This is a genomic window from Streptomyces collinus (genome assembly GCF_031348265.1).
Lineage (GTDB): Bacteria > Actinomycetota > Actinomycetes > Streptomycetales > Streptomycetaceae > Streptomyces > Streptomyces collinus.
On record NZ_CP133771.1, the window covers coordinates 8,576,168 to 8,599,653 of the forward strand.

Genomic DNA, 23,486 nt, shown 5'->3' on the forward strand with positions numbered 1-23,486 from the left:
CGTCGACCGAAGCCCACAACCTGCGGAAACGGGGATACGACGTGCGTGCGTCGGAGATGAACGAGCCATACGTGCTGGATCTTCAGGAGGTCGACGAGACACAGATCGCGGTCGTCGGCGGCAAGGGCGCACATCTGGGCGCACTGTCGCGGATCACGGGCATCCGCGTGCCGGGTGGCTTCTGCGTGACGACGGAGGCGTTCCGGCGGATCGTGACGCGAGCGCCGTCGATCCAGGAATTGCTGGACCGGCTGTCCTGCTCGGACCCGGACGACCGGGAGGCGATCCGCACGCTCAGCGCGCGCGTGCGCCGGGCCATCGAGGAAATCGCCGTCCCCGAAGATCTGGCGGAGGCGATCACCGGCGCGCTCACCCGCCACGGCGAGCAGGCCGCCTACGCCGTCCGGTCCAGCGCCACGGCGGAGGACCTGCCGACGGCCTCCTTCGCCGGCCAGCAGGACACGTACCTGAACGTCATGGGGCCGACGGCGGTTCTCCAGCACATCAGCCGCTGCTGGGCCTCGCTGTTCACCGAGCGGGCCGTCACCTACCGGCGGCGCAACGGCATCGATCACCGCACGGTCCACATGGCCGTCGTCGTGCAGCGGATGGTCCTCCCGCACGCGTCCGGCATCCTCTTCACCGCCGACCCCGTCACGGGCAACCGGAAGGTGGCCACCGTGGACGCCGGATTCGGCCTCGGTGAGGCCCTGGTGTCCGGCCTGGTGAACCCCGACGTCTTCGCGGTGCGCGACGGCGAAGTCGTCGCGAGGACGATCGCCGCGAAACAGCGGGCCGTTCACGCCCTCCCGGACGGCGGTACGCAGGAGAGGGCGGTCGACTCGCGGCGGCAGGAACAGCCGGCGCTGACGGATGCGCAGGTCGTGCGGCTCGTGCACCTCGGACGGCGGATCGAAGCTCACTTCGGCCGCCCGCAGGACATCGAATGGTGCCTTGATGACGACGGCTTCCAGATCGTGCAGAGCCGGCCGATCACGACGTTGTTCCCCGTCCCCGAGAGCGACGGCCAGGAGAACCACGTCTACGTCTCCGTCGGTCATCAGCAGATGATGACCGACCCCATGAAGCCCCTGGGGCTCTCCGTGTGGAAGCTGACGGCCATGGCGCCGATGACCGACGCCGGCGGGAGGCTGTGGGTCGACGCCACCCGGGCCCTGACGACGCCCACGAGCCGCACGGGCCTCCTCGACCTCGTGGGCAGGGGCGATCCCCTGACCAGGGACGCGCTGGAGACCGTCCTCGAACGCGACGATTTCGTCCCCCTGCACCCGGACCCGGCCCCCAGCACACCCCCGGCCGGGGGCCCGCCCGCCCCGATCGAGACCGACCCGGCCATCGTCACCCGGCTGATCGAGCGCAGCGAGGCATCCATCGCCGCTCTGCGGCGCGACATCGGCACGAAGACCGGACCGGCCCTGTTCGACTTCCTGCTGGAGGCCTTCACGGAGCACAAGCGGGTCCTCAGCGATCCGCTGAGCATCCAGGTGATCATGGCCGGAATGGAGGCCACCTGGTGGCTCAACGACAAGCTGCACGAGTGGCTGGGGGAGAAGAACGCGGCGGACACACTCACGCTGTCCGCCCCCGACAACATCACGTCGCAGATGGGACTTGCGCTGCTCGACGTCGCCGACGTGATCCGTCCCCATCCCGAAGTGGTGGCGTTCCTGCAGAACGTCGAGGACGACGGTTTCCTGGACGACCTGGCGAAGCTCCCGGGCGGGACCGAAGCGCGCGACGCCGTCGAGGCCTACCTCGACCGGTACGGCATGCGCTGTGCCGGCGAGATCGACATCACGAGGCCTCGGTGGCGCGAACAGCCCGGCACGCTCGTGCCGGCGATCCTCGACAACGTCAGGAACTTCGAACCGGGCGCGGCCGGGCGGCGCTTCGAGCAAGGGCGGAGGGAGGCGGAGAAGAAGGAACAGGACGTGCTGACACGCCTGCGGACCCTGCCCGGCGGCGAGAGCAAGGCCGAGGAGACCAAGCGGATGATCGACCGGGTCCGGACCTTCATCGGATACCGGGAGTACCCGAAGTACGACATCGTCAGCCGCCTCTTCGTCTACAAGCAGGCGCTGCTGGAGGAGGCCCGGCGCCTCGTGCAGGCCGGCGTACTGGGCGGGCAGGAGGACATCTTCTACCTCACCTTCCAGGAGCTTGAGCAGGTCACACGCTCGAACCGGGTGGACGACCGGCTCGTCCGGCAGCGCAGGGAAGCGTTCCGTACGTACGACGCGCTCACGCCTCCCCGGGTCCTCACATCGGACGGCGAGTGCGTCAACGGGGCGTACCGGCGTGACGACGTGCCGGACGGTGCCCTGATCGGCCTGCCGGTGTCCGGCGGGACCATCGAGGGACGGGCCCGCGTCGTCCTGGACATGGCCCACGCGGATCTCGGACCGGGCGACATCCTGGTCACGGCCTACACGGACCCCAGTTGGTCCCCCCTGTTCGTCGGCATCGCCGGCCTGGTGACGGAGGTGGGCGGGCTGATGACCCACGGAGCGGTGATCGCACGCGAGTACGGCCTGCCGGCCGTCGTAGGCGTGGACCAGGCCACTCGGCTGATCCGGGACGGACAGCGGATCCGCGTGCACGGAACCGACGGGTACATCGAGATCCTGTCCTGACCGACGACTGCGGCGGCGCGGCGGCCTTGCGGTGGCCCTGCTCGGCTTCTGGCGGAGCGACGTCGGCCGCTGAACCAGGGCTGCCGGCAGGACCGGGCCGAGGGGTACGGGCCAGGCAGGACACGGTCGTGAAGCGTTCCCCTGCCCGGTCGACGCGGATCAGGAGGCCAGGGCCTGCTCCATGGTGGGATGGCAGGGGATGAGGGTGTCGACGCCGACCAGCTCCAGGACGCGCAGCACCGCTGTCTGAGCGCCGACGATACGCACCCAGCCGTCCGCGCCGCTCGCCTGCTGGTGTGCGGCGACGAAGATGTTGATGCCGCTGGAGTCCATGAAGGTCACGCCGCTGAGATCCGCGACCGTCCGCGGCGGCACCGCGCCGCTCTGGACCAGCAGGGCCTCGCTGAGCACGTCCTGGACATCGTGATCGATCTCACCCCGTAGCGTCACGACCCGGATGCCTCCGGCCATGCGGTGTTCGGCGTGGAGCCGGCCCGGCCGGTCCGCTTTCTCGTGCTGGGACACCTTCTCCTCGACTGTGTCTAGGCTTGCCCGGTCAGAACGTGCACGGTTGATTCTGCCCCACCGCCACGGCCGGATGCACCCGGGCGGCTGTGCCGAACCACACGCTTGTGGCATGCAGGGACGCAGAACGGGTACCGGCGCGCGTGAACGGGGAGTGAGGCGAGGCCAGTGGAATCTGCTGCCGACGGTGACGGCTGTACGACGCCGGACGTGCATCTCCTGCGCGTCGGGTACGCCTTGGACGGAGACGACAGCTGCATCGCGGACGCCCGCCATCACGCCGCCGCCTTCCTCGACCGGGCGAGCGACGACCAGCACCTGCCCGTTTCCGCCCGGGCGAGAGACCTCACCCAGCTGGTCGTCAGCGAGCTCGTCACCAACACCCGCAAGTACGCGCCCGGCCCCGTCCTGCTGGAACTGCGCGTCACCGCCCGAACCGTGGAGATCTCCGTGTGGGACAGCGACCCCAAGATCCCCGCGGCCCGCGCCACCGACCCCAGCAGGATCGGCCAGCACGGCCTGGAGATCGTGAAGGCCGTGGCCGAGGACTTCGAGGTACGGCGGGAGCCGGTGGGCAAACGCATCACCGCCCGCATCGCACTCGCCGACGGGCCCGGCCACCTGTGAAGCGTCCGAACGCGACGGGCGACGCCTGGCCGGCGAGGTCCTCGGCGGCTCGCTCAGGGGGCTGCCGGGCGATGGCTGCGTGATGCGGCATAGCCTGCCCGGATGAGGCGTATCGACCGAGCCGTCGCGACGATCGTCGGCTCCGCCGTCGGCGACGCGCTGGGAGCACCCTTCGAGTTCGGCCCACCGGGTGCGTTCTCGGCCCGCTTCCCGGAAGCGGGGCACGGCGGCGAGATGTGCGGAGGCGGCGGCTGGGAACCGGGCGAGGGCACGGACGACACGCAGATGGCCGTCGTCCTCGCGGAGTCACTACTGCAGTGCGGCGGACTGGACTTGCCGGACATCTTCGCCCGCTTCCAACGCTGGGCGGCAGCGGGACCCAAGGACATCGGCCTGCAGACCGAGGGCGTTCTGACCAACGGCATGCCGTGGGATCTGGCCGCGGCGATCCAATTCCAGGTCAGCCGGCGGGCGGCCGGCAACGGTTCACTGATGAGGGCATCGACGTCTGCGGTCTACTTCGCCCGTGCCGGCCGGACGGCGACGATGGACGCCGCCCGGCGCATCGCCGCCCTCACCCACGGCGACCGCGCCGCCTGGGAAGGCACGGCCGTGTTCCACGAACTCGTGCGCCTGACCCTGTCAGGAGCCGACCCGATCTGCGCCCTGCCCGACGTCCTGGACCTCGTCCACCCCGACCACCGCCGGCGATATGCCGCAGTCCTCGCTGATGACTGGCATCCCGGCCGGGCAACCGAGTTCAACGGCGCCGTCTGGCCCTGTCTGGGGTCGGCGGTCTGGGCGCTGCGCACCACGGACAGCTTCGAGGACGCCCTTCGCGCGGCGATCGACGTGGGCGGTGACACCGATACCGTCGCCGCCGTCACCGGAGGCCTCGCCGGCGCGTACTACGGATGGGAAGCAGTCCCCGCTCGCTGGACCGGCCCCTTGCACGTGCCCCTGCCCGGGTTCGGCGGACGGGTGGTGCGGTCGGCGGATCTGATCGACCTCGCGCACCGCCTCGCGGCCGACGGGGACTGACGTGGCATCCGGCAACCGCGAACCGGGGGAGTGCCTTACGAACTGACGCGGCATCCGGCAACTGCCACCGGGGGACTGCCTCACACGGTGCGCGTCAGGCGAGCCACGCCTCGTTGTGCCGATGCCGGTGCAACCCCACAGCGGTGAACTCGTCCTCGCCTGCGCCCGCCACCGCTCCCAAACGGCGCAGCGCCTGGGAGATCGGACTGCCCGCCGGCGGAAAGGGCTGGTCCTCGTCCACGTGCAGCGGTGGGAACGCGATGGTGCCGCCGTCCCAGACGGCGGCCCGCTGCTCGCCCGCACCGCCGAAGTACTCCGCCTCCACGTATGCCACCGGTCCACCGGCCGACCAGTCGGCGAGCGTCTTCTCGAACCCTCCCGGGAGGCGCCGGAACCCCAAGGCGCCCGCACCGCTGCCGTCCGTGACGGTGTCGAACAGCGCGTCTGTCATCGGCATCAGTGACAGGCCCTGTCCGATCGACGCCAGCCGGGCGGTGGGCAGGGCCCGAGTGGCAACACGCAGGGCCGCCTCGCCGGCGATCACGGCCTGCAGGTCATAACTCATCCCACGAACCTCCTTGTTGAGGGCCCCCATCTTTTCCCAGCAGGCCGGGGCTTCTTCCCGTCGGGGCCCGGCGTCAGCCGCGGGGCAGGAGGAGGCGGGACAGGGCGGTCGTCGCGAGGAGGAGAACCGCGACGGCGACGAGGCCGACGCGCATGCCCGGGAGGGAGAAGCCGCCGCCGGCGCCGGAGAGCAGGCCTCCGAAGAGGGCGACGGCGAGCGCACCGCCGGTCTGGCGGCAGGAGTTGAGGAGTCCGGAGGCCGTTCCCGCGCGCTCGCCGACCACCCCCGCACCCGCTGAACGCGGGAGGGCTCAGGCGACGAAGATGCAGAACGCATGGCCCGCGGGATCGGCGTGGACCCGGAAGGACCGGACATGTGATCACCTGCGCCAGTCAGGGTGCCCGGTGAGCGGGTTCGAAGCGGGTCGGCCCCGCCCGGCGTCAGGCCGCCTTGCCGTGGCGCCGGGAACGCCGGTCCGGAAGGCGCCCGTTGGAGCGCGGGCCCGCGTCGTGCACCAGGCGCAGGTGACGTTTACGGGCGTGGCGGGCCGCCGACGGTCGGGTCGACAACCGGTCCTCGACACGGTCCATCACGAACAGCAGCACCCCCAGAGCCGGCAGCAGCAACACGGCGACAGCGATCACAGCCCAGTCCCTCCCGGTCGATGACACCCGGGTTCCCAGGGATGCCGCGAAGGCAGCGGGCAGACGTGAAGGTCTGGTGACGGCGGCGTGCGCAAGGAACACGTCCCGCCGGTCCGGGGGCGGCCCGGTCCGTCAGGGTGACCGGACCGGGCCGCTTCACCTCAGCCGACCTCCCGCGCGTACGGGGCGACGGTGATCCGGTCGATCAGCGGCGCGTAGCGGGAGCGGAGCAGCACGCCGGGGAAGGTGTCCGACGCATAGGTGGTGCCGTCGAAGTTCGGCAGTTCCTCGGAGCGGAAGCCGATCGTGTTCGTCCCCTTCTTCAACTGCACCGGGACGGTCAGCTCCCAGAAGTTGTTCTGGTGGAAGTTGTGCGGGAAGCCGACGCGCCGCGCGGCGTTGCCGTTGACGCTGATGTCGGCGTGGCGGGCCAGCGGGTCCGGGTTGTAGTGGGTGGCCTCGGACTGCTCCGGGTTGGAGTAGCGGATGCGCAGCGCGTACAGGCCGGCCCGGTCGGCGGAGACGGTGAACGTCGCGGTGTTGTCGTTGCCGGGGGCCCCGCCGATGCCGGTGATCGCCGTGCCGCCGGTGGCGAGGGAGAGCGGGGCGAGCGTGGCCGAGCCCGCGAGCCGGGCGTCCCCCGCCTCGTAGGTGCGCACCGGCAGCGTGCCCTCGGTCGGTGTGACCGTGAGGCGGTCGACCAGGGTCGTGGACGGGCCCCCGGTCACGGTCACCTTGTTGACGCCGCCGGAGAGGGAGACCGCCGCACTGCTCCGGCCCTTGGCCAGACGCAGGACCTCCTGGCCGTTGACGGAGAGCCGTGCGCCCGTGCCGCCGAGGGTGTCGACCTGGAGGGTGGCCTCGCGGTCGGCCGGGGAGTAGACCCAGAACGTGGCGCTCTGGCCCTTCGCGACGCGGACCGCGCCCGAGCCGGTGGCCGCCGGCTTCGGAAGGTCGTAGACCGGGCGTGCCCCGCCGGCCGGCCACGCCAGCTCACCCTCGTACACCTGGGCGTCCGCCGAGGCGCGGGGGAGGGAGAGGGTGAGACGGTCGACGATGGCGTCGCCCTGGGTGGCGCGCTTGCCGTCGGCGCTCTTCGCGGCGAGGGTCAGGGTGTGCTTGCCCTTGGTGAGCTTCACCTGGGTGTCGGTGTGGTCCCAGACGACCCACTTGTAGCCGAGCGGCAGGTGCAGTTCCTGCTCGCTGCCGGCCTTGCCGTCCACCCGCAGGAAGACGTTGGTCGGGCCCTGTTCCTTGACCTTGTCGAAGGTGTTGAGGGAGTTGGCGAAGACGCTCAGGTCGTAGGTGCCGTCCTCGGGCACGTCCACGGTGAAGTCGAGCGCGACGTCCGAGCCGGTGCGCAGGCCGCCGACGTCGTAGCCGCCCGAGGTGTAGAACTTCGACACGTCACGCGGTGAGCCCTCCGGGCCGTTCTTCGACCAGCCGGAGCCGGTGTGCGCGGCGTCCTCCGCCTCGTACGACGACTGCCAGCGCACGGGCGGGGCCTGAGTGCCCTTCGCTTCCCCGGCAGGGCTGAGGACGACCTCGTAGGCCGAGGACTCCTTCAGCTTCGGCAGGGCGCCGTCGCCGAAGTCCAGGGCGACCGTGCCGTCGTCACCGACCTTCAGGTTCGTCTCCGTGAGGAGTTTCGGTCCGGAGGAGTCGCCGACCTGCCCGCTCCACTCGATCTCCCGTACCCAGGCGTGCACGTTCTTGCCGAACACCTTCTTCGGCACGCCGGCGAAGGTGATGTGCCCCTTGCCGGTGGAACCGCCGAAGATCAGCCGGGACTGCTTCCTCTTCTCGTCGAGGGTGGCGACGCCCTGCATGGTGTAGTTCTCGCCGGGGAACGGCGGGGTCACCTTCACCGTGTGCCCGCTCATCGAGGCGTACGAGTTCAGCAGCCACCACTGGCCGTTGCCGCGGTTCGACTGCACGGCCGAGTCGGAGAGGTTGCCGTCGATGTTCCAGTACGCGATGTCGGCGTCGACCTTGGACTCCTCGATCGCGGACACCCACTGGATCATCTGGCCGGGCACCGAGGTGTGGTAGTTGAACGCGTACTCGTTGATGTTGATGGGGAGTTGAGTGCCTTCCCTGCTGGTGCCCTTGAACAGGTCCTTCTCCCAGGCCCGGTACTTGGCGACGCTCTGGCGCACCGCCTCCGGGTGGCTCAGTTCATGCCAGGTGATGACGTCCGGGAGGGTGCCGGCGGCCAGGGTGTGGCTGAGGAAGCCCTTCACCTGGTCGTACAGGACGCTGGTGTTGGGCCCGGCGATGCGGGCGTTCGGCATCTTTCCCTTGATGAGCTTGTACGCGTCGTCCCAGGCGGCGAGGAAGTCGTCGGGGTCGTTGAGCCAGCTGACCTTGTTGTAGCTCCACTCGCCGGTGCCGAACATGTTGCCCTCGGGCTCGTTGAACGGCACGAAGACGATGTTGTCCTGGTACTGCTCGGGCAGCTTCAGGACCTGGTCGACCTGCTCGGCGATCTTCTCCTTGTAGAGCTTCAGCTTCTCCGCGGGGGTGTCGCCGGGCCACTGGTACGGGAAGCCGCGGTGGATGTCGGTCATGTAGATGTACACGTCACCGTCGGTGGAGTCGGCCAGCGGCTTCACCACCTCCAGGGCGTCGGCACCGGGATGCTGCGGACCGTCCTGCGCCTTGGTGGAGACCGTGCGCAGGCCCATGCCTTCCATGAGGTTGTTCGTCGGGACGTCCGGCCCGTACACGCCGTAGAGGGTGCCGGAGGCGCCGCCGTGGAACGCGCCGGTGTCCGAGCCGAGGTCGACCGTGAGCTGTCCCTCGCGGACCACGGTGACGGTGGCCTTCACCGACCGCCCGGCCGCGGTTCCGGAGACGGTGAACGTGCCCGGTGCGGCGTACTTGTCGGAGGGGACGGCATCCCAGGTGACGGGCGTGTCGCGGTCGTATCCGTCGGAGAAGGAGGCGCGGACCGCGGCGGGCAGGGACGGGGCGGTCCCGGTCGTGGTGCGCGCCTCGAAGGACGTCTTCGAGAGCTCCTGCAGGGTGGGCACGGTCCCGACCGTACCGGCGACCTGCTCCGCGCTCAGCGCCGAGTGCCACACGGTGAAGTCGTCGATCGCGCCCTTGAGCAGCGGATCCGGGTAGAAGGACTTGCCTATGTACCCGGCGGCCGTGGCCGAGGCGTCCAGCAGGTCCTTGGCCTTGACGGCGGTCTCGGCGGAGGAGACCGCCACGCCGTCGAGGTAGGTGGTGAGCCGGCCCGCGGAGGTGTCGAGGGTGACGGTGACGGTCCGCCACTCGGGCGAGGGGAGCGGTGCGTAGCCGCGGACCTGCGCCTCGGCGCCCCCTCCGCCGGTGGTCACGGACGTCTGGAACAGTCCGCTGCCGTTGTAGGGGGTGCTGAACAGGTACTTGGTGGTGTTGGTGCCCAGGTCGAAGATCCGCTGCCAGGGCGACTTGTCGCCGCTCCACTTCACGCGTGCGGAGACCGTCAGGTCGGCCGCGTCGCCGACCACGGCACGGGGCAGCCGGACGTACGCGCCTCCGGAGTCGGACGCACCGCCGGGCAGGGCGAGGGCCTTGCCTCCGCCGGTGCCCTCAACGGATTGGGCGGTCGAGCCGTTGACCAGGTCTGCCGTCAGCCCGTTGCCGGAGTTGTCGGTGATCTTCCCGGACGTCATGTCGTCCTGGTCGAAGGTGTAGCGGGCGGCGGGCCGGGGCGCTTCCGCGGCCTGTGCGGGGGCGGCCGGTGCGGCCAGCAGGCCCGCGCCGAGGGCCAGCGTCACGGCGGCCGGGGCCCGTCGCCGGGCGGATCTGTCAGCGGATGGCATGGATGGCGTCCTCAATCCTTGAGTAGGCGGTTCCGGCCGGCCGGAACCGGTCGGCTGCTCGTACGCCGGGGCGGCCCGGTGAGGAGAGTGGGTGGGTGATCGACGTCGAATCGGTTCGACTTCACGGGCTGCGGGGCACGTCGCCGGCCGGGAGATGCGGCAGCTCGTCTCCGCAACTGGTGCGGAAGGAACGCAGGCTCGCCGGAAGGATCACTTCGTCGAACCGGTTCGCGAAGCTAGCACCGTGAAACCCGGCCAGCAATCCCTCCGGCACAAGGAAGGCCCCGACCTCCGGGCGGTCCCGGAAAGTGTGGTGCAGGGTGTTGACAGGCCTTCGGGCAGTTCCTACCGTCGCTTCACGCGAACCGGTTCGACGACCGGACCTCGCCCCCCGTCCCACCCCTCACCCTCGCGACCGGCGCGTGCCCCCTCCTACGAGGTGTCGAACCGGTTCGAGCAAGGAGCCGACGTGAACATCGGTGAGATCGCCAAGCGGGCCGGTGTCTCGCGGAGCACCGTGTCCTACGCGCTGAGCGGCAAGCGCTCGGTGTCGGAGGAGACTCGTCGCAAGATCCAGCAGGTCATCGACGAGCTGGGGTACCGGCCCAACGCCAGCGCGCGAGCCCTGGCGAACGGACGGACCAGCACGATCGGCCTGGTCTTCCCGCCGGCGGGCAACCACTACACCGGGATGCAGCTCGACTTCATCGGCAGTGTGGTGGAGGCCGCGGCGGTCCACGACTACGACGTGCTGCTGTCGCCCAGCGGCGTCGACAGCGACCGCTCGTTCCAGCGGCTGCTGGGGGAGCGGCGGGTCGACGGGGCGATCCTGATGGAGATCAGGCTGGAGGACGACCGGGTCGAGCACATGGCCGAACTGGACTTCCCCTCCGTCGCCATCGGCCGCACCGCGCATCCGGAGAACGGCTGGTGGGTGAGCCTGGACCACACCGCGCTCGCGGCGGCGTGCGTCCACCACCTCGCCGACCTCGGCCACCGCCGGGTCGCCTTCGTCAACCGGCCCGAACAGCTCCTGCAGGCGGGGTACGAGTCGGCGCACCGCGGTCTGGACGGCTTCACCAAGGCCGCGGCCGAGCGCGGGCTCACGGTGCGGACGTACTGCTGCGGCGACGACGCCGCGTCCGGCCAGGCGTGCCTGGAGCAGATCCTGCACGACGACCCGGCCACCACCGCTCTGGTCACCCTCAACGAGGCCGCACTGGGCGGCCTGTACCGGGGGCTCGCCCGGGCGGGCCGTCACGTACCGCGCGACTTCTCCGTCACCGGCATCGTCGCGAGCAGGTGGGCGGAGACCGTCACCCCGCAGCTCACCGCGGCGGACGTGCCGGCGGAGGAGATGGGCCGGCGCGCGGTCGACCTGCTCGTCGAGCGCATCGAGCAGCCCGCCGCGCCGGGCCGGCACCACCTGCTCACGCCGCCGATCTCGCTGCGGGCCAGCACCGGCCCCGCGACCGGCACCTCCATCCGCTGAGCCCGACCGCACCTCACGCCCTTTCCCTCCTTTCCTTCTCCGCCGGGCACCCGGCCCCCTCACCCTCGCCGGTTCGGCGTGCCCGCTTCCCCCCCAGCCATCCCCTCCCACGGCACACGTGTGCCAAGAACGAAGGACCCGCCATGCACAGCTCCTCAAGGCGCCGGCTCACCGCGGTGGCCCTGTCGACCGTCGTTGCTGTCACCGGTGCCGCCTGCTCCTCCGGGTCGGGCAGCGCCGACGCGAAGGGCTCGGACAGCGGCACGTACACCGTCTGGGACCCCTACCCGCAGTTCGCCAAGGGCTCGGCCTGGGTGAAGCTGCTGGACGCGTGCGGCGCCAAGGCCGGTGTGAAGATCAAGAGAACCGGCTACGACACCAGCGACCTGGCCAACAAGGCGCTGCTGGCCGCCCAGCAGGACAACTCCGCGGACGTCCTCATCGTCGACAACCCGGTGGTGTCGACCCTGGCCGAGGCGGGCGTCCTCACCAGCACCGACGACAACAAACTGGACACCTCGAAGGTCGACCCCAACCTGCTCGCCGCCGGACAGTCGGACGGCAAGACGTACGGCACCCCGATCGGCGCCAACACCCTCGCGCTCTACTACAACAAGAAGGTCCTGAAGGAGGCCGGGGTGGACGTCGCCTCGGTCAAGGACTGGAAGTCGCTGACGGCCGCGCTGGCGAAGGTGAAGGCGGCGGGCAAGAAGGGCATCACGTTCTCCGCGATCGGCACGGAGGAGGGCAGCTTCCAGTTCCTGCCGTGGTTCTGGGGGGCGGGCGCGAAGCTGACCGAACTGGACTCCGCCCAGGCCGTGTCCGCCCTGTCGCTGTGGAAGGACTGGCTGGGGCAGGGCTACGCCCCCAACTCGGTCATCAACAACACGCAGACCACCAGCTGGCAGGAGTTCGCCGGTGGTGACTACGCCTTCGCCGAGAACGGCACCTGGCAGCTCGCCAACGCGAAGAAGGCCGGCTTCGAGTACGGCGTCCTGCCGATACCGGGAGCCGACGGTGGCAGCGCCGCCGCCCCGACCGGCGGCGAGTTCGTCACCCTCCCCACCCAGGGTGACACCGGCCGCTACGCCACGTCCCAGAAGCTGGCGACCTGCCTGACCAGCAGCCAGAACCTGTACGACACCGACACCACCCTGTCCTACGTGGCCCCCACCGGTGCGGTGCAGGCCAAGCAGGTCGCGGCGAACGCCGAACTGAAGCCCTGGGTCGAGGCGGTCAAGGCGGCCAAGGGGCGCACCAGCGACGATCTCGGCACCAAGTACCCGAAGATCTCCGAGCAGCTGTGGAAGGCCGTCCAGTCCGCCCTCAGCGGGGCCGAGTCCCCCAAGAACGCACTCACTTCGGCGCAGGCCGCGGTGAAGTGACGAGGGCCCGATGAAGCAGACGATCCATCCGCCGGACCACCCGTCCGCGCACGTCCGGAACGGGGTGGCCATCGCCGCCCCGCCCCCGGCCCCCGTGCGCGCCCGGCGCCGCCCGGCCTCCGAGCAGTGGGCCGCCTGGGCGTTCCTCGCCCCGGTGACCCTCTACCTGGCCCTCTTCTACGCCTATCCGCTCTACCGCAACCTCGACCTCAGCCTGCGCGACTACACCGTCCGCTCCTTCGTCCAGGGCAACGCGCCCTTCACCGGCATCGAGAACTACCGGACCGTCTTCGACGACCCGACCTTCGCCCCCGCCCTGCTCCACACCGTGCTCTTCACCGCCGTCTGCCTGCTCTTCCAGTACGCCATCGGCCTCGCCCTCGCCGTCTTCTTCACCCAGCACTTCCGGCTGTCGGCGACCCTGCGCGCCCTGTTCCTGGTGCCATGGCTGCTGCCGCTGATCGTGTCCGCGTCCACCTGGTCCTGGATGCTCAACAGTGAATCGGGCGTCGTCAACGCCGCCCTGCACGCCCTCGGCATCGCGCCGGTGAACTGGCTGACCTCACCGACCTGGTCACTGACCTCGGTGATCATCGCGAACATCTGGATCGGCGTCCCGTTCAACCTGGTCGTGCTGTACAGCGGCCTGCAGTCCATCCCCGCGAACCTGTACGAGGCCGCCGCCCTCGACGGCGCGAACGCCTGGCAGCGCTTCTGGCGCATCACCTTCCCGCTGCTGCGCCCGGTGTCCGCGATCACCCTCCTCCTCGGCCTGATCTACACGCTCAAGGTCTTCGACATCATCTGGATCATGACCAAGGGCGGCCCGGCCGACTCGTCGACCACCTTCGCCACCTGGTCCTACCAGCTGGGGTTCGGCAACCTCCTGCCCGCCTTCGGCCCCGGCGCGGCCGTCGGCAACCTGCTGGTCGTCGCCGCCCTGGTGTTCGGCCTGATCTACCTCAAGGTCCAGCGAAAGCAGGCCCTGTCATGAACCGACGCACCGGCCGCACCTGGTGGAAGACCGCCCTCGGCCTGCTGCTCACCGCGCTCATGCTCTTCCCGGTCTACTGGATGCTCAACGTGTCCCTCACCCCCGACCGGGACATGCGCAAGAGCCCACCGGACCTCTTCCCCGCCCACGGCACACTGGACGGCTACCGCACCGTCCTCGACGAGCAGCTGCCCTACCTCGGCACCAGCCTCGTCATCGGCCTGGGAACCGTCGTCCTGACCGTCGCCCTGTCCGCCCCCGCCGGCTACGCCCTGGCCAAGCTGCGCCCACGCGGCGGGGGCATCCTCAACTTCGTGCTGCTGGCCGCCCAGATGATCCCCGGAATCATCATGGCGATGGGCTTCTACGCCATCTACCTCCAGCTCGGCCTGCTCCAGTCCGTCCCCGGCCTGATCGTCGCCGACTCCACGCTCGCCGTCCCCTTCGGCGTGCTCATCTTCACCGCGTTCATGTCCGGCATCCCCGGCGAACTGCTCCAGGCCGCCAGGACCGACGGAGCGGGGGCGCTGCGGACGTTCTGGTCCGTCGTCCTGCCGATGAGCCGCAACGCCGTCGTCACGGTGTCCCTGTTCGCGTTCCTGTGGTCCTGGTCCGACTTCGTCTTCGCCGGCACCCTCGTCAACGGCGGTGCCCACGAGCCGATCACCCTCGGCATCTACCACTACATCGGCAACAACAATCAGGAGTGGAACGCCATCATGGCCACCGCCGTCGTCGCCTCGCTGCCCGCCGCGGTCATCCTCGTCCTCGCCCAGCGCTACGTCGCCGCCGGCGTGACCGCCGGGGCCGTAAAGGACTGACCGCCTCCACCTCCCCGTCACCACGGAGCCGCCTGCCCGTCATGCGGCCGGTGACCCCTGCTCGAGAAACGAGTCAGCTTCATGACCGCCGCCCGATCCGGCCCGGCCTTCTCCGTCCACGACATCCCGTTCAGTACCCACGGGTCCTGGTTCGACATCTCACCCGTGGTGGCGGAGAAGACGTACGCCGAGGACCTCCACCTCGTCTCGCACCAGAACGGCATGCACGCCGTCCTGCGCCTCGTGCCGCTGGACCCGGCGACGGGCGACCGGACCGAAGCCCGCGTCGAGACCACACCGGGCCGGCTCAGCTGGATCGGCACGGGCGGACGCATCGACCTCTCCTACGAGTCGCCCGACACCGTCCGCCTGCGGGGGAGCGGCCTCGGCATCAGCGTCGACGCGGCCGCGCGGACCCTCACCCCGTTCAGCGGAACGTACTTCTTCCGCGACCCGGCCGCGGACGCCCACGTGTTCACGTCCTACGAGACCGGCCGCCGCTACCGCGTCACCGTGCTGTCCGGCACCGTCGCCGGGACCCCCGGCACTCAGACCCTGGGCGGCGGACACCGCGGCCTCACCATGACCGCTGAGGCCGGCGGCCACTGGGAGATCGCGATCGAGGAACTCGACACCGCCCGCCCGCCGTACGCGTCTTCGGCGCCGTTCGACGCGATCACCGAGGCCGCACAGGCGAGGTTCGCGGACTTCGTCGACCAGGTGGCTCCGTGGCGTTCGTCCGCCACCCCCGCCGCCGAACTCGCCGCCTATGTCCTCTGGTCGGCCACCGTACGCCCCACCGGGCTGGTCACACGGCCAGCCGTGCTGATGTCCAAGCACTGGATGGACAAGGTGTGGAGCTGGGACCACTGCTTCAACGCCCTCGCCCTCGCCCCCGGTTGCCCCGACCTGGCCCTCGACCAGTTCGCCCTGCCCTTCGACCACCAGGACGACAGCGGCGCCCTGCCCGACTCCGTCACCCACTCCGAAGTCCTCTACAACTTCGTCAAGCCGCCCATCCACGGCTGGACCTTCGGCCACCTGCGCCGCCGGTTGCCGACACCCCCCGGGCCCGCCGAACTCGCCGAGACCTACGACCGGCTGCGACGCTGGACCGGCTTCTGGCTCACCGCGCGGCGAGCACCCGGCGCCGACCTGCCGCACTACCAGCACGGCAACGACAGCGGCTGGGACAACGCCACCACCTTCGACCCCGAGCGGGTGATCGAATCCGCCGACCTGGCTGCCTTCCTCGTCCTCCAGCTCCATGAACTGGCCGATCTGGCACGGGCATTGGACAAGCCCGACGAGGAACGCCGGTGGACACGGGCAGCCGAGGAGACGCAGACGGCGCTGCTCGACCGGCTCTGGGCCACCGACAGGTTCGTGGCCCGGGGCGTCGAGACCGGGGACACCTGGAGCAGCTCAAGCCTCCTCGACCTGATGCCCGTCGTCCTCGGCGAACACCTGCCCGGCGACGTCAGCAGCACACTGGCCGACCACATCAAGGCCCACCTCACGCCCTACGGTCTCGCCACCGAACTGCCCACCTCACCGCACTACCTCGCCGACGGCTACTGGCGCGGCCCCATCTGGGCCCCCGCCACCGTCCTCATCGAGGACGGCCTGCGCCGCGCCGGCCACGAGCGCCTCGCGGACGACATCAGCGCCCGCTTCCGCGCCCTGTGCGAAACCCACGGTTTCGCCGAGAACTTCGACGCGCTCACCGGAACGGGCCTGCGCGACCGCGCGTACACCTGGACCGCCAGCAGCTACCTCCTCCTCGCCGAAGCACAGGCACACCGGGACGGCCGCTGACCGGCCGCCTCCGGGTGTCCGGCGGCGGAGGCGGGGCATACGGGCTTCACCCCTTTGGAGAGGAGCTCGTCTCATGCTCGGCATAGTCGCGGCGGTGTTGTTCTTCGTGGCGTTCCTGATCAACGCGGCAGAACTCAGCACCAACGATGTGTTCTCTTCGACCAACGTCATGCTGCTGGGTCTGATGTGCCTGGCTCTGCAGGTCGCCGGAGTAGGCGCCGGCTGGGCTCGCCGACGCTGACGTGGGCCCCTGAGGTCCGGTGGCACCCTGCCACCGGACCTGCGGTTCGCCGGCCGAACACCGGCGCCTCCCGGCTGAGCCTAGCGCCGGAGGAACCCTTCTGAGCTGCTCATACGGAGCGTTTTCCGCGCACAAAGATGCGTCAACCCGTCGTTGACCTCCTCTTCGCGGCAGGGCCAAGGTGATGGGGACATCGGATTCCGATCCCCATTCTTTCGGTCACCGAACCGCGTACGGGAGGCCGCGATGCTCCGGACAGAGAGCCGCGAACACGACAAGCTCAAGGAAGACACCGAGGCGGCTGCCCTCGACATGACGGCGACGGCCGAGCAGCCACAGCCGGCGACCTGCCGCGACCTCTTCTTCCAGCGGTGCCTCTGGTGCGGCACCCCTGCCTACCGTCGCTCGTTCTGCCGTGCCTGTGGAGCCACCACCTTCAAACGGGAGCGCAGCACCGGCGCCGGGGTCCTCGTCCGCCGTATCGGCCAGGCCCCGCTCAACACCTGGTTCGTCGCGATGGCCGAGGGCTTCAACCTGCTCTGCCAGGTCACCGGCACGGAACCGGTCGTGGTCGCGGTCGGGGCGAGAGTACGCGTCGTGCGGGGCGCGGCGCCGCGCCCCCCGGGGTTCCCCCTGGTCGAACTCACCTACCGCGCCACGTCCTTGGAGCGCTGGTGGTGAAGGCACCCGGTTCCGCCACGCCCACGGCCGGCCTGAACGATCAGAGAGGCAAGCGTATGAGCACGCAGCACCAGGAGCCTGACGAACGGGCCGGCAACCCCCATGCACCGGGGCACGGTGCCCTGGACGGCCTGCGCATCGCCGACTTCTCCAGGGTTCTCGCGGGGCCGTACGCCACCATGCTCCTGGCCGACCTCGGCGCCGACGTGATCAAGGTCGAGCGGCCCGGCACGGGGGACGACACCCGCGCCTGGCACCCGCCGGCGGACCAGGACGGCATCTCGACCTACTTCCTGAGCGTCAACCGGAACAAGAGGTCGGTCGTCCTGGACCTGACCGAGGAGACCGGCCGCGCACGGGCACGCGACCTGATCGCCCGGTCCGACGTGCTGGTGGAGAACTTCCGGCCCGGCACGATGGAACGGCTGGGCCTCGGCCACGAGGAGCTCCTCGAGCGGCACCCGGAGCTGATCTACTGCTCCATCAGCGGCTTCGGCAGCGGCGCGGGCGCGGCGATCCCCGGATACGACCTGCTCGTGCAGGCCGTCGGGGGTCTGATGAGCGTGACCGGCCAGGCGCACGGGGAGCCGGTGAAGGCAGGCGTGGCCCTCGTCGACGTGATCACCGGGCTGCATGCCTCCCTCGGCATCCTGGCGGCCCTCCGGCACCGCGACGCCACCGGCCGGGGACAACTGGTCGAGGTCAATCTGCTCACCTCGCTGCTGTCGGCCATGGTCAACCAGGCATCGGCGTTCGCCGTCGCCGGTGTGGTCCCGGAACGCATGGGCAACGCCCACCCGAGCATCGCGCCGTACGAGACCCTCCCCACCGCCGATCGGCCGATCGCCCTCGCGGTGGGCAACGACCGGCAGTTCGCGGCGCTGTGCGAGGCCGTCGGGAAACCCGGTCTGGCCCAAGACGGCCGTTTCCGCACCAACGCGGACCGGGTCGCCCACCGCGAGGAACTGCGGGGCATCCTGACCAGGCGGCTCGGTGCGGCGAGCGCCGACCACTGGTCGGCCGTCCTGCTCGCGGCGGGGGTGCCCGCCGGACCGGTCAACACCCTCGACGACGCCTTCGCCTTCGCCCACAAGCTCGGTCTTCCCGGCATCGTCGACATCCCTGGCGCAACCGCCGACAGCGGCGAGGGCGCACCCTCCCGACAGGTGGCGCACCCCATCACGCTGAGCGGGACACCCGCGCAGTACCGCCTCCCCCCGCCCGGCCTGGGCCGGCACACCGCGGAGATCCTCGACGGCCCGCTCGACGGCTCCGACGATGCCTCCGGGTGACGCGCAGCGCGGCCCCGGCCCTGCGGGGTGCCGGCACCGGCACCTCACCGACCTCGATTTTCCGACCCTGATGACAAGGAACCCCAGCATGAGCGGCACGCCCCTGAAGGACCCCCTCGACCTGCTCGACATCGCCTCCGTCCTCACCGACGAGGAGCGCGAGATCCAGGCCACCGTCGCCAAGTTCCTCGCCGACCGGGTGCGCCCGCACATCGGCGAGTGGTTCGAGAACGCGCACTTCGCCCGCGAACTCGCTCCGGAGCTGGGCAAGCTGGGTGTGCTCGGCATGCACCTCGACGGTTACGGCTGCGCCGGGACGAACGCGGTGAGCTACGGCCTGGCATGCCTGGAGCTGGAGGCGGCCGACTCCGGGTTCCGCAGCTTCGTCTCCGTGCAGGGCTCGCTGTCGATGTTCTCCATCTGGAAGTGGGGTTCGGAGGAGCAGAAGCAGGAGTGGCTGCCCCGGCTGGCCGCCGGTGAGGCCATCGGCTGCTTCGGCCTGACCGAACCCGACTTCGGCAGCAACCCGTCCGGCATGCGCACCAAGGCCGTCCGCGACGGTGACGACTGGATCCTGAACGGCTCCAAGATGTGGATCACCAACGGAGGCATCGCCGACGTCGCCACCGTCTGGGCGCAGACCGAGGACGGCGTCCGCGGCTTCCTCGTGCCCCGCGGCACCCCTGGTTTCACCACGCAGGACATCAAGCAGAAGATGTCGCTGCGCGCCTCGATCACCTCCGAGCTCTACTTCGACCAGGTCCGGCTGCCCGACTCCGCGCGGCTGCCCCTGGCTCAGGGCCTGCGCGGACCGCTGTCCTGCCTGAACGAGGCCCGCTTCGGTATCCTCTTCGGCGTCCTGGGCGCGGCCCGGGACTCGCTGCAGGCGGCGATCGGCTACGCCGACTCCCGCGTCCAGTTCGGCAAGCCGATCAGCGCCTTCCAGCTCACCCAGAAGAAGCTCACCGACATGACCGTGTCCCTGGGCGGCGCCGCACTCCTCGCGGTGCACCTGGGCCGGCTGAAGGACCAGCACCGCATCCGGCCCGAGCAGATCAGCGTCGGCAAGCTCAACAACGTCCGCGAGGCCATCGCCATCGCGCGGGAGTGCCGCACCGTCCTCGGCGCCAACGGCGTCTCCCTGGAGTACTCGCCCCTGCGCCACGCCAACAACCTCGAATCCGTCCGCACGTACGAGGGCACCGACGAGATGCACACGCTCGTCGTCGGCCAGGCGGTCACCGGTTATCCGGCGTTCCGCTGACCACCCGGAACCGGAGGAGGACGACCGTGAACATCGTCGTACTGGTCAAGCAGGTCCCGGACACCAGCGCGGAGCGCACCCTGTCCGGGGCGGACCACACCCTTGACCGCGAGAGCGTCGATCTCGTGCTGGACGAGATCGACGAGCGCGCGGCGGAGGAGGCCCTCACCCTCAAGGAGGCCGTGGGGGCCGAGGTGACCGTCGTGTCCATGGGACCCGACGCCGCGCTCGACGCGATCCGCAAGGTCCTGGCGATGGGCGCCGACCGTGGCATCCACATCTGCGACGACAGGCTCCGGGGCGCCGACGTGGTGACCACCGCGCGCGTGCTGGCAGCTGCCGTGCGGACGGTGGGGGACCTCGGCCTGGTGCTCGCGGGCAACGCGACGACCGACGGGCAGGCGAGCGCGGTACCCGCCATGGTCGCGGACCTGCTCGGCCTGCCGCAGCTCACGCACGCCCGGGAGCTGAACGTGGACGCGGGACGGGTACGCGCCGAGCGCGAGACCGAGCAGGGTGAGACCACGCTCGACGCACCGCTGCCCGCGCTGGTCAGCGTCACCGAGAAGATCAACGAACCCCGGTACCCCTCCTTCAAGGGGATCATGGCCGCCAAGAAGAAGCCGGTGGAGACGGTCGGTCTCGACGACCTGTTCCCCGACGCGGACGGCACCGGAATCCTCACCACCCGCACCCGTGTGGTGGAGGCCGTCCCGCGTCCGGCGCGGGCGGCCGGCACGCGCGTCACCGACGACGGCACGGCCGGCCGGCAACTCGTCGAATACCTGATCGCCCAGAAGCTCGTCTGAACGCCCCGCGAGCCCGACCATGAAGCAGGCACCCATGCCCGAAGTCCTCGTCCTCGTCGACCACGACGGGGAACGTGTCCACAAGACCACGTACGAACTCCTCACCGCCGCACGGAGGCTGGGCGCACCGGCGGCCGTCGTGGTCGGAACTCCCGGCACCGCTGCCCGCCTGGAGGCATCCCTCGCCCGCCACGGCGCAAGGAGCGTCTACGCGGCCGAATCCGCCGAGGCGGACGAGTTCCTCACCACGCCCGCCGTCGACGCCCTGGAACGCGCGGCCGGGGAGACCTCCCCCGCCGCCGTTCTCGTCTCCGCGACGACGGACGGCAAGGAGGTGGCCGGGCGTCTGGCCGCGCGGCTGGACACCGGGCTGCTGATCGACGCGGTCGACCTGGACTCCTCCGGCGTGGTCACCCAGGTCGTCTTCGGCGGGTCGTACACGGTGCGCTCACAGGTCACCCACGGCATGCCGGTGATCACACTGCGGCCGGGGTCGTTCGAGGCGGAGGAGTGTCCGGTGCGGGCGGAGGAGAAGAAGCTCGCCCTCCGGCCGGTCGCCGCCGCGTGCTGCGCTCGCGTCACCGCCCGTCGCGGAGCTCTCGCAGGGGACCGTCCCGAACTCACCGAGGCGGCCGTCGTCGTCTCCGGCGGACGCGGGGTCGGAGGAGCGGAGGGCTTCCAGGTGGTGGAGGAGCTGGCCGACGCCCTGGGAGGCGCGGTGGGCGCCTCACGCGCCGCGGTGGACGCCGGCTACTACCCGCACCAGTACCAGGTCGGACAGACCGGCAAGTCCGTATCGCCCCAGCTGTACATCGCCCTGGGCATCTCGGGTGCCATCCAGCACCTGGCCGGGATGCAGACCTCCAAGACGATCGTCGCGGTCAACAAGGACCCCGACGCCCCGATCCTCGACCTCGCCGACTACGGCGTGGTGGGCGACTTGTTCGCCGTGGCTCCCGAACTGACCCGGGCGGTGGCCGCCCGCCGCGCGGCCGGCTGAGGACCCACCACGGCGAGAGCTCCCGGCCCCCGTACCTGTGACGAGGGGGGCGGGAGCTCTCGCGTCGGCCTTCCGCCCGTCAGACGGCCAGACGCCGGAACCGGCTGCCGTGGAACACCAGCGGCTCCCGGTCGGGATCGGCCCTCAGACCGTGAATCTCCAGCAGCACGATCGTGTGGTCGCCTCCCGGGAACTCGGCGTAGACCGAGCAGTCCAGCCAGAGACCGGCACCGTGGATGTACACGCCGCCGCCCGCGGATGCCTCCCAATCGACGTCCGCGAACCGGTCACCACCCTTGCCCGCCAGGGAACGGCAGACCGGATCCTGCTCCTCGGCCAGCACACTCAGGCCCAGGCGGCTCTGCTTGCGCAGCTTGGGCCAGGTCGCAGAGGTGTCCTGGACACAGACCGACACCAGCGGCGGCCGAAGAGAGACCGGGGTGAACGTACTCGCGGCCATGCCCACCGGTCTGCCCGAATCCAGCGCGCACAGGGCTGTCACTCCGGAAGGGAAGCAGCCGAACGCCCGGCGCAGCACGGCGGGGTCCGTCGGTGTCGCCGACAGGGCGCTCATCGGACATCCTCCCGACCCGAGAGGACCGCGCCCAGACGACGCAGCGAGCCGTTGTTGCCCGCGACGTGCTGGGAGACGCACCGGACGTCGCGCCAGCGGCGCTGCAACGGATGGGAGCTGTAGAGCCCCGAGCTGCCCGACAGCGTCATGAGTTCGTTGAGGAGCCGGATGCCCTCGTGGTGGATGTGCTGGTGGCCGCCGGTGTAGCCGAACCATTCACGCGCGGTGGGCTCCTCGCCCGCGAGCGCACGGTCCATGACGACGCGGCCGGTCTGCTCCAGCAGGGCGTTCAGTGCCGCCGTGCGGAGGTGCAGCTCGGCGAACTTCTCCTGGAACACCGGATCCTCCCCGATGACGACCCTGGGGTCGAACGCCGGCCGCTTGGTGGCGGCGAGTTCGGCCAGATCGTCCAGAGCGCCCTCCAGACAGCCGATGATGACGGCGTCGTGCGACGAGCCGGTGGCGGTGTACGGCAAACCGTAGAAGGGAGCGGGGATGTTGTTGCCGCCCACCAGCGGCCCCGTGAAGCGGTCGGGCACGAAGACGTCGTCCATCGTGAAGTCCGTGCTCTGAGTGGCGCGCAGACCCACGGCGTCCCACGTGTCGAGGAACGTGGCCTGCTCGGGGCGCACGAGCGCGACGCGCATGTCCGGGCGTCCGTCCGGGAGCGCAGGCGCACCCTCGACCACGAAACCGGCGAGCATCCAGTCCGGGGTGAACGACCCACTGGCCAGCGGCCAGCGCCCACTGAGGCGGTAGCCTCCCGCAACCCTGACCGCCCTGCCCTTGGGCGCTATCGCCCCACGGAGCATCAGGTCGGCGCCGTCGCCGAACACCTCGTTCGCGAGCGTCTCGTGGGGCAGCGAACGGACGAAGAACCAGGCCATCGAAGCAGCCTGAACGGTCCAGCCGGCGGACCCGTCGGCCCGCGAGATCTCCCGGACCACCCGAGCGCTCTCCACCAGGTCCAGCTGCTCGCCGCCCCATGCCCTGGGCAGGCTCATACGGAACACGCCGGCTTCGCGCAGAGCGGCGATGAGGTCCGCCGAGACGGCCCGGGCGGCCTCGGCCTCGGCGGAACGCGCCGCGATCTCGGGCAGGTGGGCCCGGACGCGGCCCAGCACACGGTGGCCGGCCGCCTGGTCGGATGACGCGGTGGATTCGAGCAAGGTCGACATGGTGGATCCCTGGATGGTGGAGGTCACTGGAAGAGGAACGGGACACCGGCCGAGGTGGTCCGGGGT

General features: G+C 70.5%; 21 protein-coding genes. 14 read left to right on the forward strand and 7 right to left on the reverse strand.

All coding sequences use genetic code 11. From position 1 onward, the window contains the following. The first annotated feature begins 56 nt into the window (after nucleotides 1-56). Nucleotides 57-2,654: a rifamycin-inactivating phosphotransferase gene (rph, locus tag RFN52_RS38720; protein WP_184854205.1), complete on the forward strand. Its 2,598-nt coding sequence runs from the start codon at nucleotides 57-59 to the stop codon at nucleotides 2,652-2,654. Nucleotides 2,655-2,813: 159 nt separating this feature from the next. On the opposite strand, the gene RFN52_RS38725 is transcribed toward rph, so the two are convergent. After that, nucleotides 2,814-3,179 carry an STAS domain-containing protein gene (locus tag RFN52_RS38725; RefSeq protein ID WP_229856958.1) on the reverse strand — a complete coding sequence of 122 codons (366 nt, stop codon included), beginning with the start codon at nucleotides 3,177-3,179 and terminating at the stop codon, nucleotides 2,814-2,816. Between the two features lie 168 nt (nucleotides 3,180-3,347). Between RFN52_RS38725 and RFN52_RS38730 the strand changes: the two genes are divergently transcribed. Beyond that, nucleotides 3,348-3,806: an ATP-binding protein gene (locus tag RFN52_RS38730; protein ID WP_184853575.1), complete on the forward strand. Its 459-nt coding sequence runs from the start codon at nucleotides 3,348-3,350 to the stop codon at nucleotides 3,804-3,806. Between the two features lie 102 nt (nucleotides 3,807-3,908). Then, the gene (locus RFN52_RS38735) at nucleotides 3,909-4,847 is read left to right on the forward strand and encodes an ADP-ribosylglycohydrolase family protein (protein ID WP_184853576.1); all 939 of its coding nucleotides are present in this window, start codon (nucleotides 3,909-3,911) and stop codon (nucleotides 4,845-4,847) included. Between the two features lie 94 nt (nucleotides 4,848-4,941). Here the strand turns inward: RFN52_RS38735 and RFN52_RS38740 are convergent, their stop codons facing one another. The 4 genes from RFN52_RS38740 to RFN52_RS38755 all read right to left on the reverse strand — a co-directional run bounded on the left by RFN52_RS38740 (nucleotide 4,942) and on the right by RFN52_RS38755 (nucleotide 9,871). Beyond that, complete coding sequence (locus RFN52_RS38740) at nucleotides 4,942-5,412, reverse strand: hypothetical protein (RefSeq protein ID WP_184853577.1); 471 nt, start codon at nucleotides 5,410-5,412, stop codon at nucleotides 4,942-4,944. Nucleotides 5,413-5,485: 73 nt separating this feature from the next. Further along, a complete protein-coding gene (locus tag RFN52_RS38745) occupies nucleotides 5,486-5,695 on the reverse strand; it encodes a hypothetical protein (RefSeq protein WP_373308592.1) in 210 nt (69 codons plus the stop codon). 157 nt (nucleotides 5,696-5,852) lie between these two features. Continuing rightward, on the reverse strand, nucleotides 5,853-6,056 hold the full coding sequence (locus RFN52_RS38750; RefSeq protein WP_184853578.1) for a hypothetical protein: 204 nt from the start codon (nucleotides 6,054-6,056) through the stop codon (nucleotides 5,853-5,855). Nucleotides 6,057-6,217: 161 nt separating this feature from the next. Next, on the reverse strand, nucleotides 6,218-9,871 hold the full coding sequence (locus tag RFN52_RS38755) for a LamG-like jellyroll fold domain-containing protein (protein ID WP_184853579.1): 3,654 nt from the start codon (nucleotides 9,869-9,871) through the stop codon (nucleotides 6,218-6,220). A 469-nt stretch (nucleotides 9,872-10,340) separates the two neighbouring features. Here RFN52_RS38755 and RFN52_RS38760 point away from each other — a divergent pair, with 469 nt between their 5' ends. From RFN52_RS38760 to RFN52_RS38810, 11 genes are all read left to right on the forward strand, one after another. Further along, a complete protein-coding gene (locus RFN52_RS38760; protein WP_184853580.1) occupies nucleotides 10,341-11,363 on the forward strand; it encodes a LacI family DNA-binding transcriptional regulator in 1,023 nt (340 codons plus the stop codon). 143 nt (nucleotides 11,364-11,506) lie between these two features. After that, on the forward strand, nucleotides 11,507-12,748 hold the full coding sequence (locus RFN52_RS38765) for a sugar ABC transporter substrate-binding protein (RefSeq protein WP_184853581.1): 1,242 nt from the start codon (nucleotides 11,507-11,509) through the stop codon (nucleotides 12,746-12,748). Nucleotides 12,749-12,758: 10 nt separating this feature from the next. Next, nucleotides 12,759-13,742: a carbohydrate ABC transporter permease gene (locus RFN52_RS38770; protein WP_184853582.1), complete on the forward strand. Its 984-nt coding sequence runs from the start codon at nucleotides 12,759-12,761 to the stop codon at nucleotides 13,740-13,742. Then, a complete protein-coding gene (locus RFN52_RS38775) occupies nucleotides 13,739-14,563 on the forward strand; it encodes a carbohydrate ABC transporter permease (protein WP_062931077.1) in 825 nt (274 codons plus the stop codon). Before RFN52_RS38770 ends, RFN52_RS38775 begins: the two co-directional genes overlap by 4 nt. 81 nt (nucleotides 14,564-14,644) lie before the next feature. After that, nucleotides 14,645-16,381: an MGH1-like glycoside hydrolase domain-containing protein gene (locus RFN52_RS38780; protein WP_184853583.1), complete on the forward strand. Its 1,737-nt coding sequence runs from the start codon at nucleotides 14,645-14,647 to the stop codon at nucleotides 16,379-16,381. Between the two features lie 73 nt (nucleotides 16,382-16,454). Continuing rightward, nucleotides 16,455-16,622 (forward strand): hypothetical protein, encoded by a 168-nt coding sequence (locus RFN52_RS38785; protein ID WP_184853584.1) that lies wholly within the window; start codon nucleotides 16,455-16,457, stop codon nucleotides 16,620-16,622. Between the two features lie 246 nt (nucleotides 16,623-16,868). Further along, a complete protein-coding gene (locus RFN52_RS38790) occupies nucleotides 16,869-17,303 on the forward strand; it encodes a PhlB family protein (protein WP_184853585.1) in 435 nt (144 codons plus the stop codon). Between the two features lie 56 nt (nucleotides 17,304-17,359). Then, complete coding sequence (locus RFN52_RS38795; protein WP_184853586.1) at nucleotides 17,360-18,595, forward strand: CaiB/BaiF CoA transferase family protein; 1,236 nt, start codon at nucleotides 17,360-17,362, stop codon at nucleotides 18,593-18,595. An 88-nt stretch (nucleotides 18,596-18,683) separates the two neighbouring features. Then, entirely contained in the window at nucleotides 18,684-19,859 is a 1,176-nt protein-coding gene (locus RFN52_RS38800; protein WP_184853587.1) for an acyl-CoA dehydrogenase family protein, read from the forward strand. Nucleotides 19,860-19,885: 26 nt separating this feature from the next. Then, nucleotides 19,886-20,668 (forward strand): electron transfer flavoprotein subunit beta/FixA family protein, encoded by a 783-nt coding sequence (locus tag RFN52_RS38805; protein ID WP_184853588.1) that lies wholly within the window; start codon nucleotides 19,886-19,888, stop codon nucleotides 20,666-20,668. Between the two features lie 34 nt (nucleotides 20,669-20,702). Then, a complete protein-coding gene (locus RFN52_RS38810; RefSeq protein ID WP_184853589.1) occupies nucleotides 20,703-21,668 on the forward strand; it encodes an electron transfer flavoprotein subunit alpha/FixB family protein in 966 nt (321 codons plus the stop codon). 79 nt (nucleotides 21,669-21,747) lie between these two features. On the opposite strand, the gene RFN52_RS38815 is transcribed toward RFN52_RS38810, so the two are convergent. After that, complete coding sequence (locus tag RFN52_RS38815) at nucleotides 21,748-22,242, reverse strand: flavin reductase family protein (RefSeq protein ID WP_184853590.1); 495 nt, start codon at nucleotides 22,240-22,242, stop codon at nucleotides 21,748-21,750. After that, nucleotides 22,239-23,420 carry an acyl-CoA dehydrogenase family protein gene (locus tag RFN52_RS38820; RefSeq protein ID WP_184853591.1) on the reverse strand — a complete coding sequence of 394 codons (1,182 nt, stop codon included), beginning with the start codon at nucleotides 23,418-23,420 and terminating at the stop codon, nucleotides 22,239-22,241. Before RFN52_RS38820 ends, RFN52_RS38815 begins: the two co-directional genes overlap by 4 nt. Between the last annotated feature and the right edge of the window lie 66 nt (nucleotides 23,421-23,486).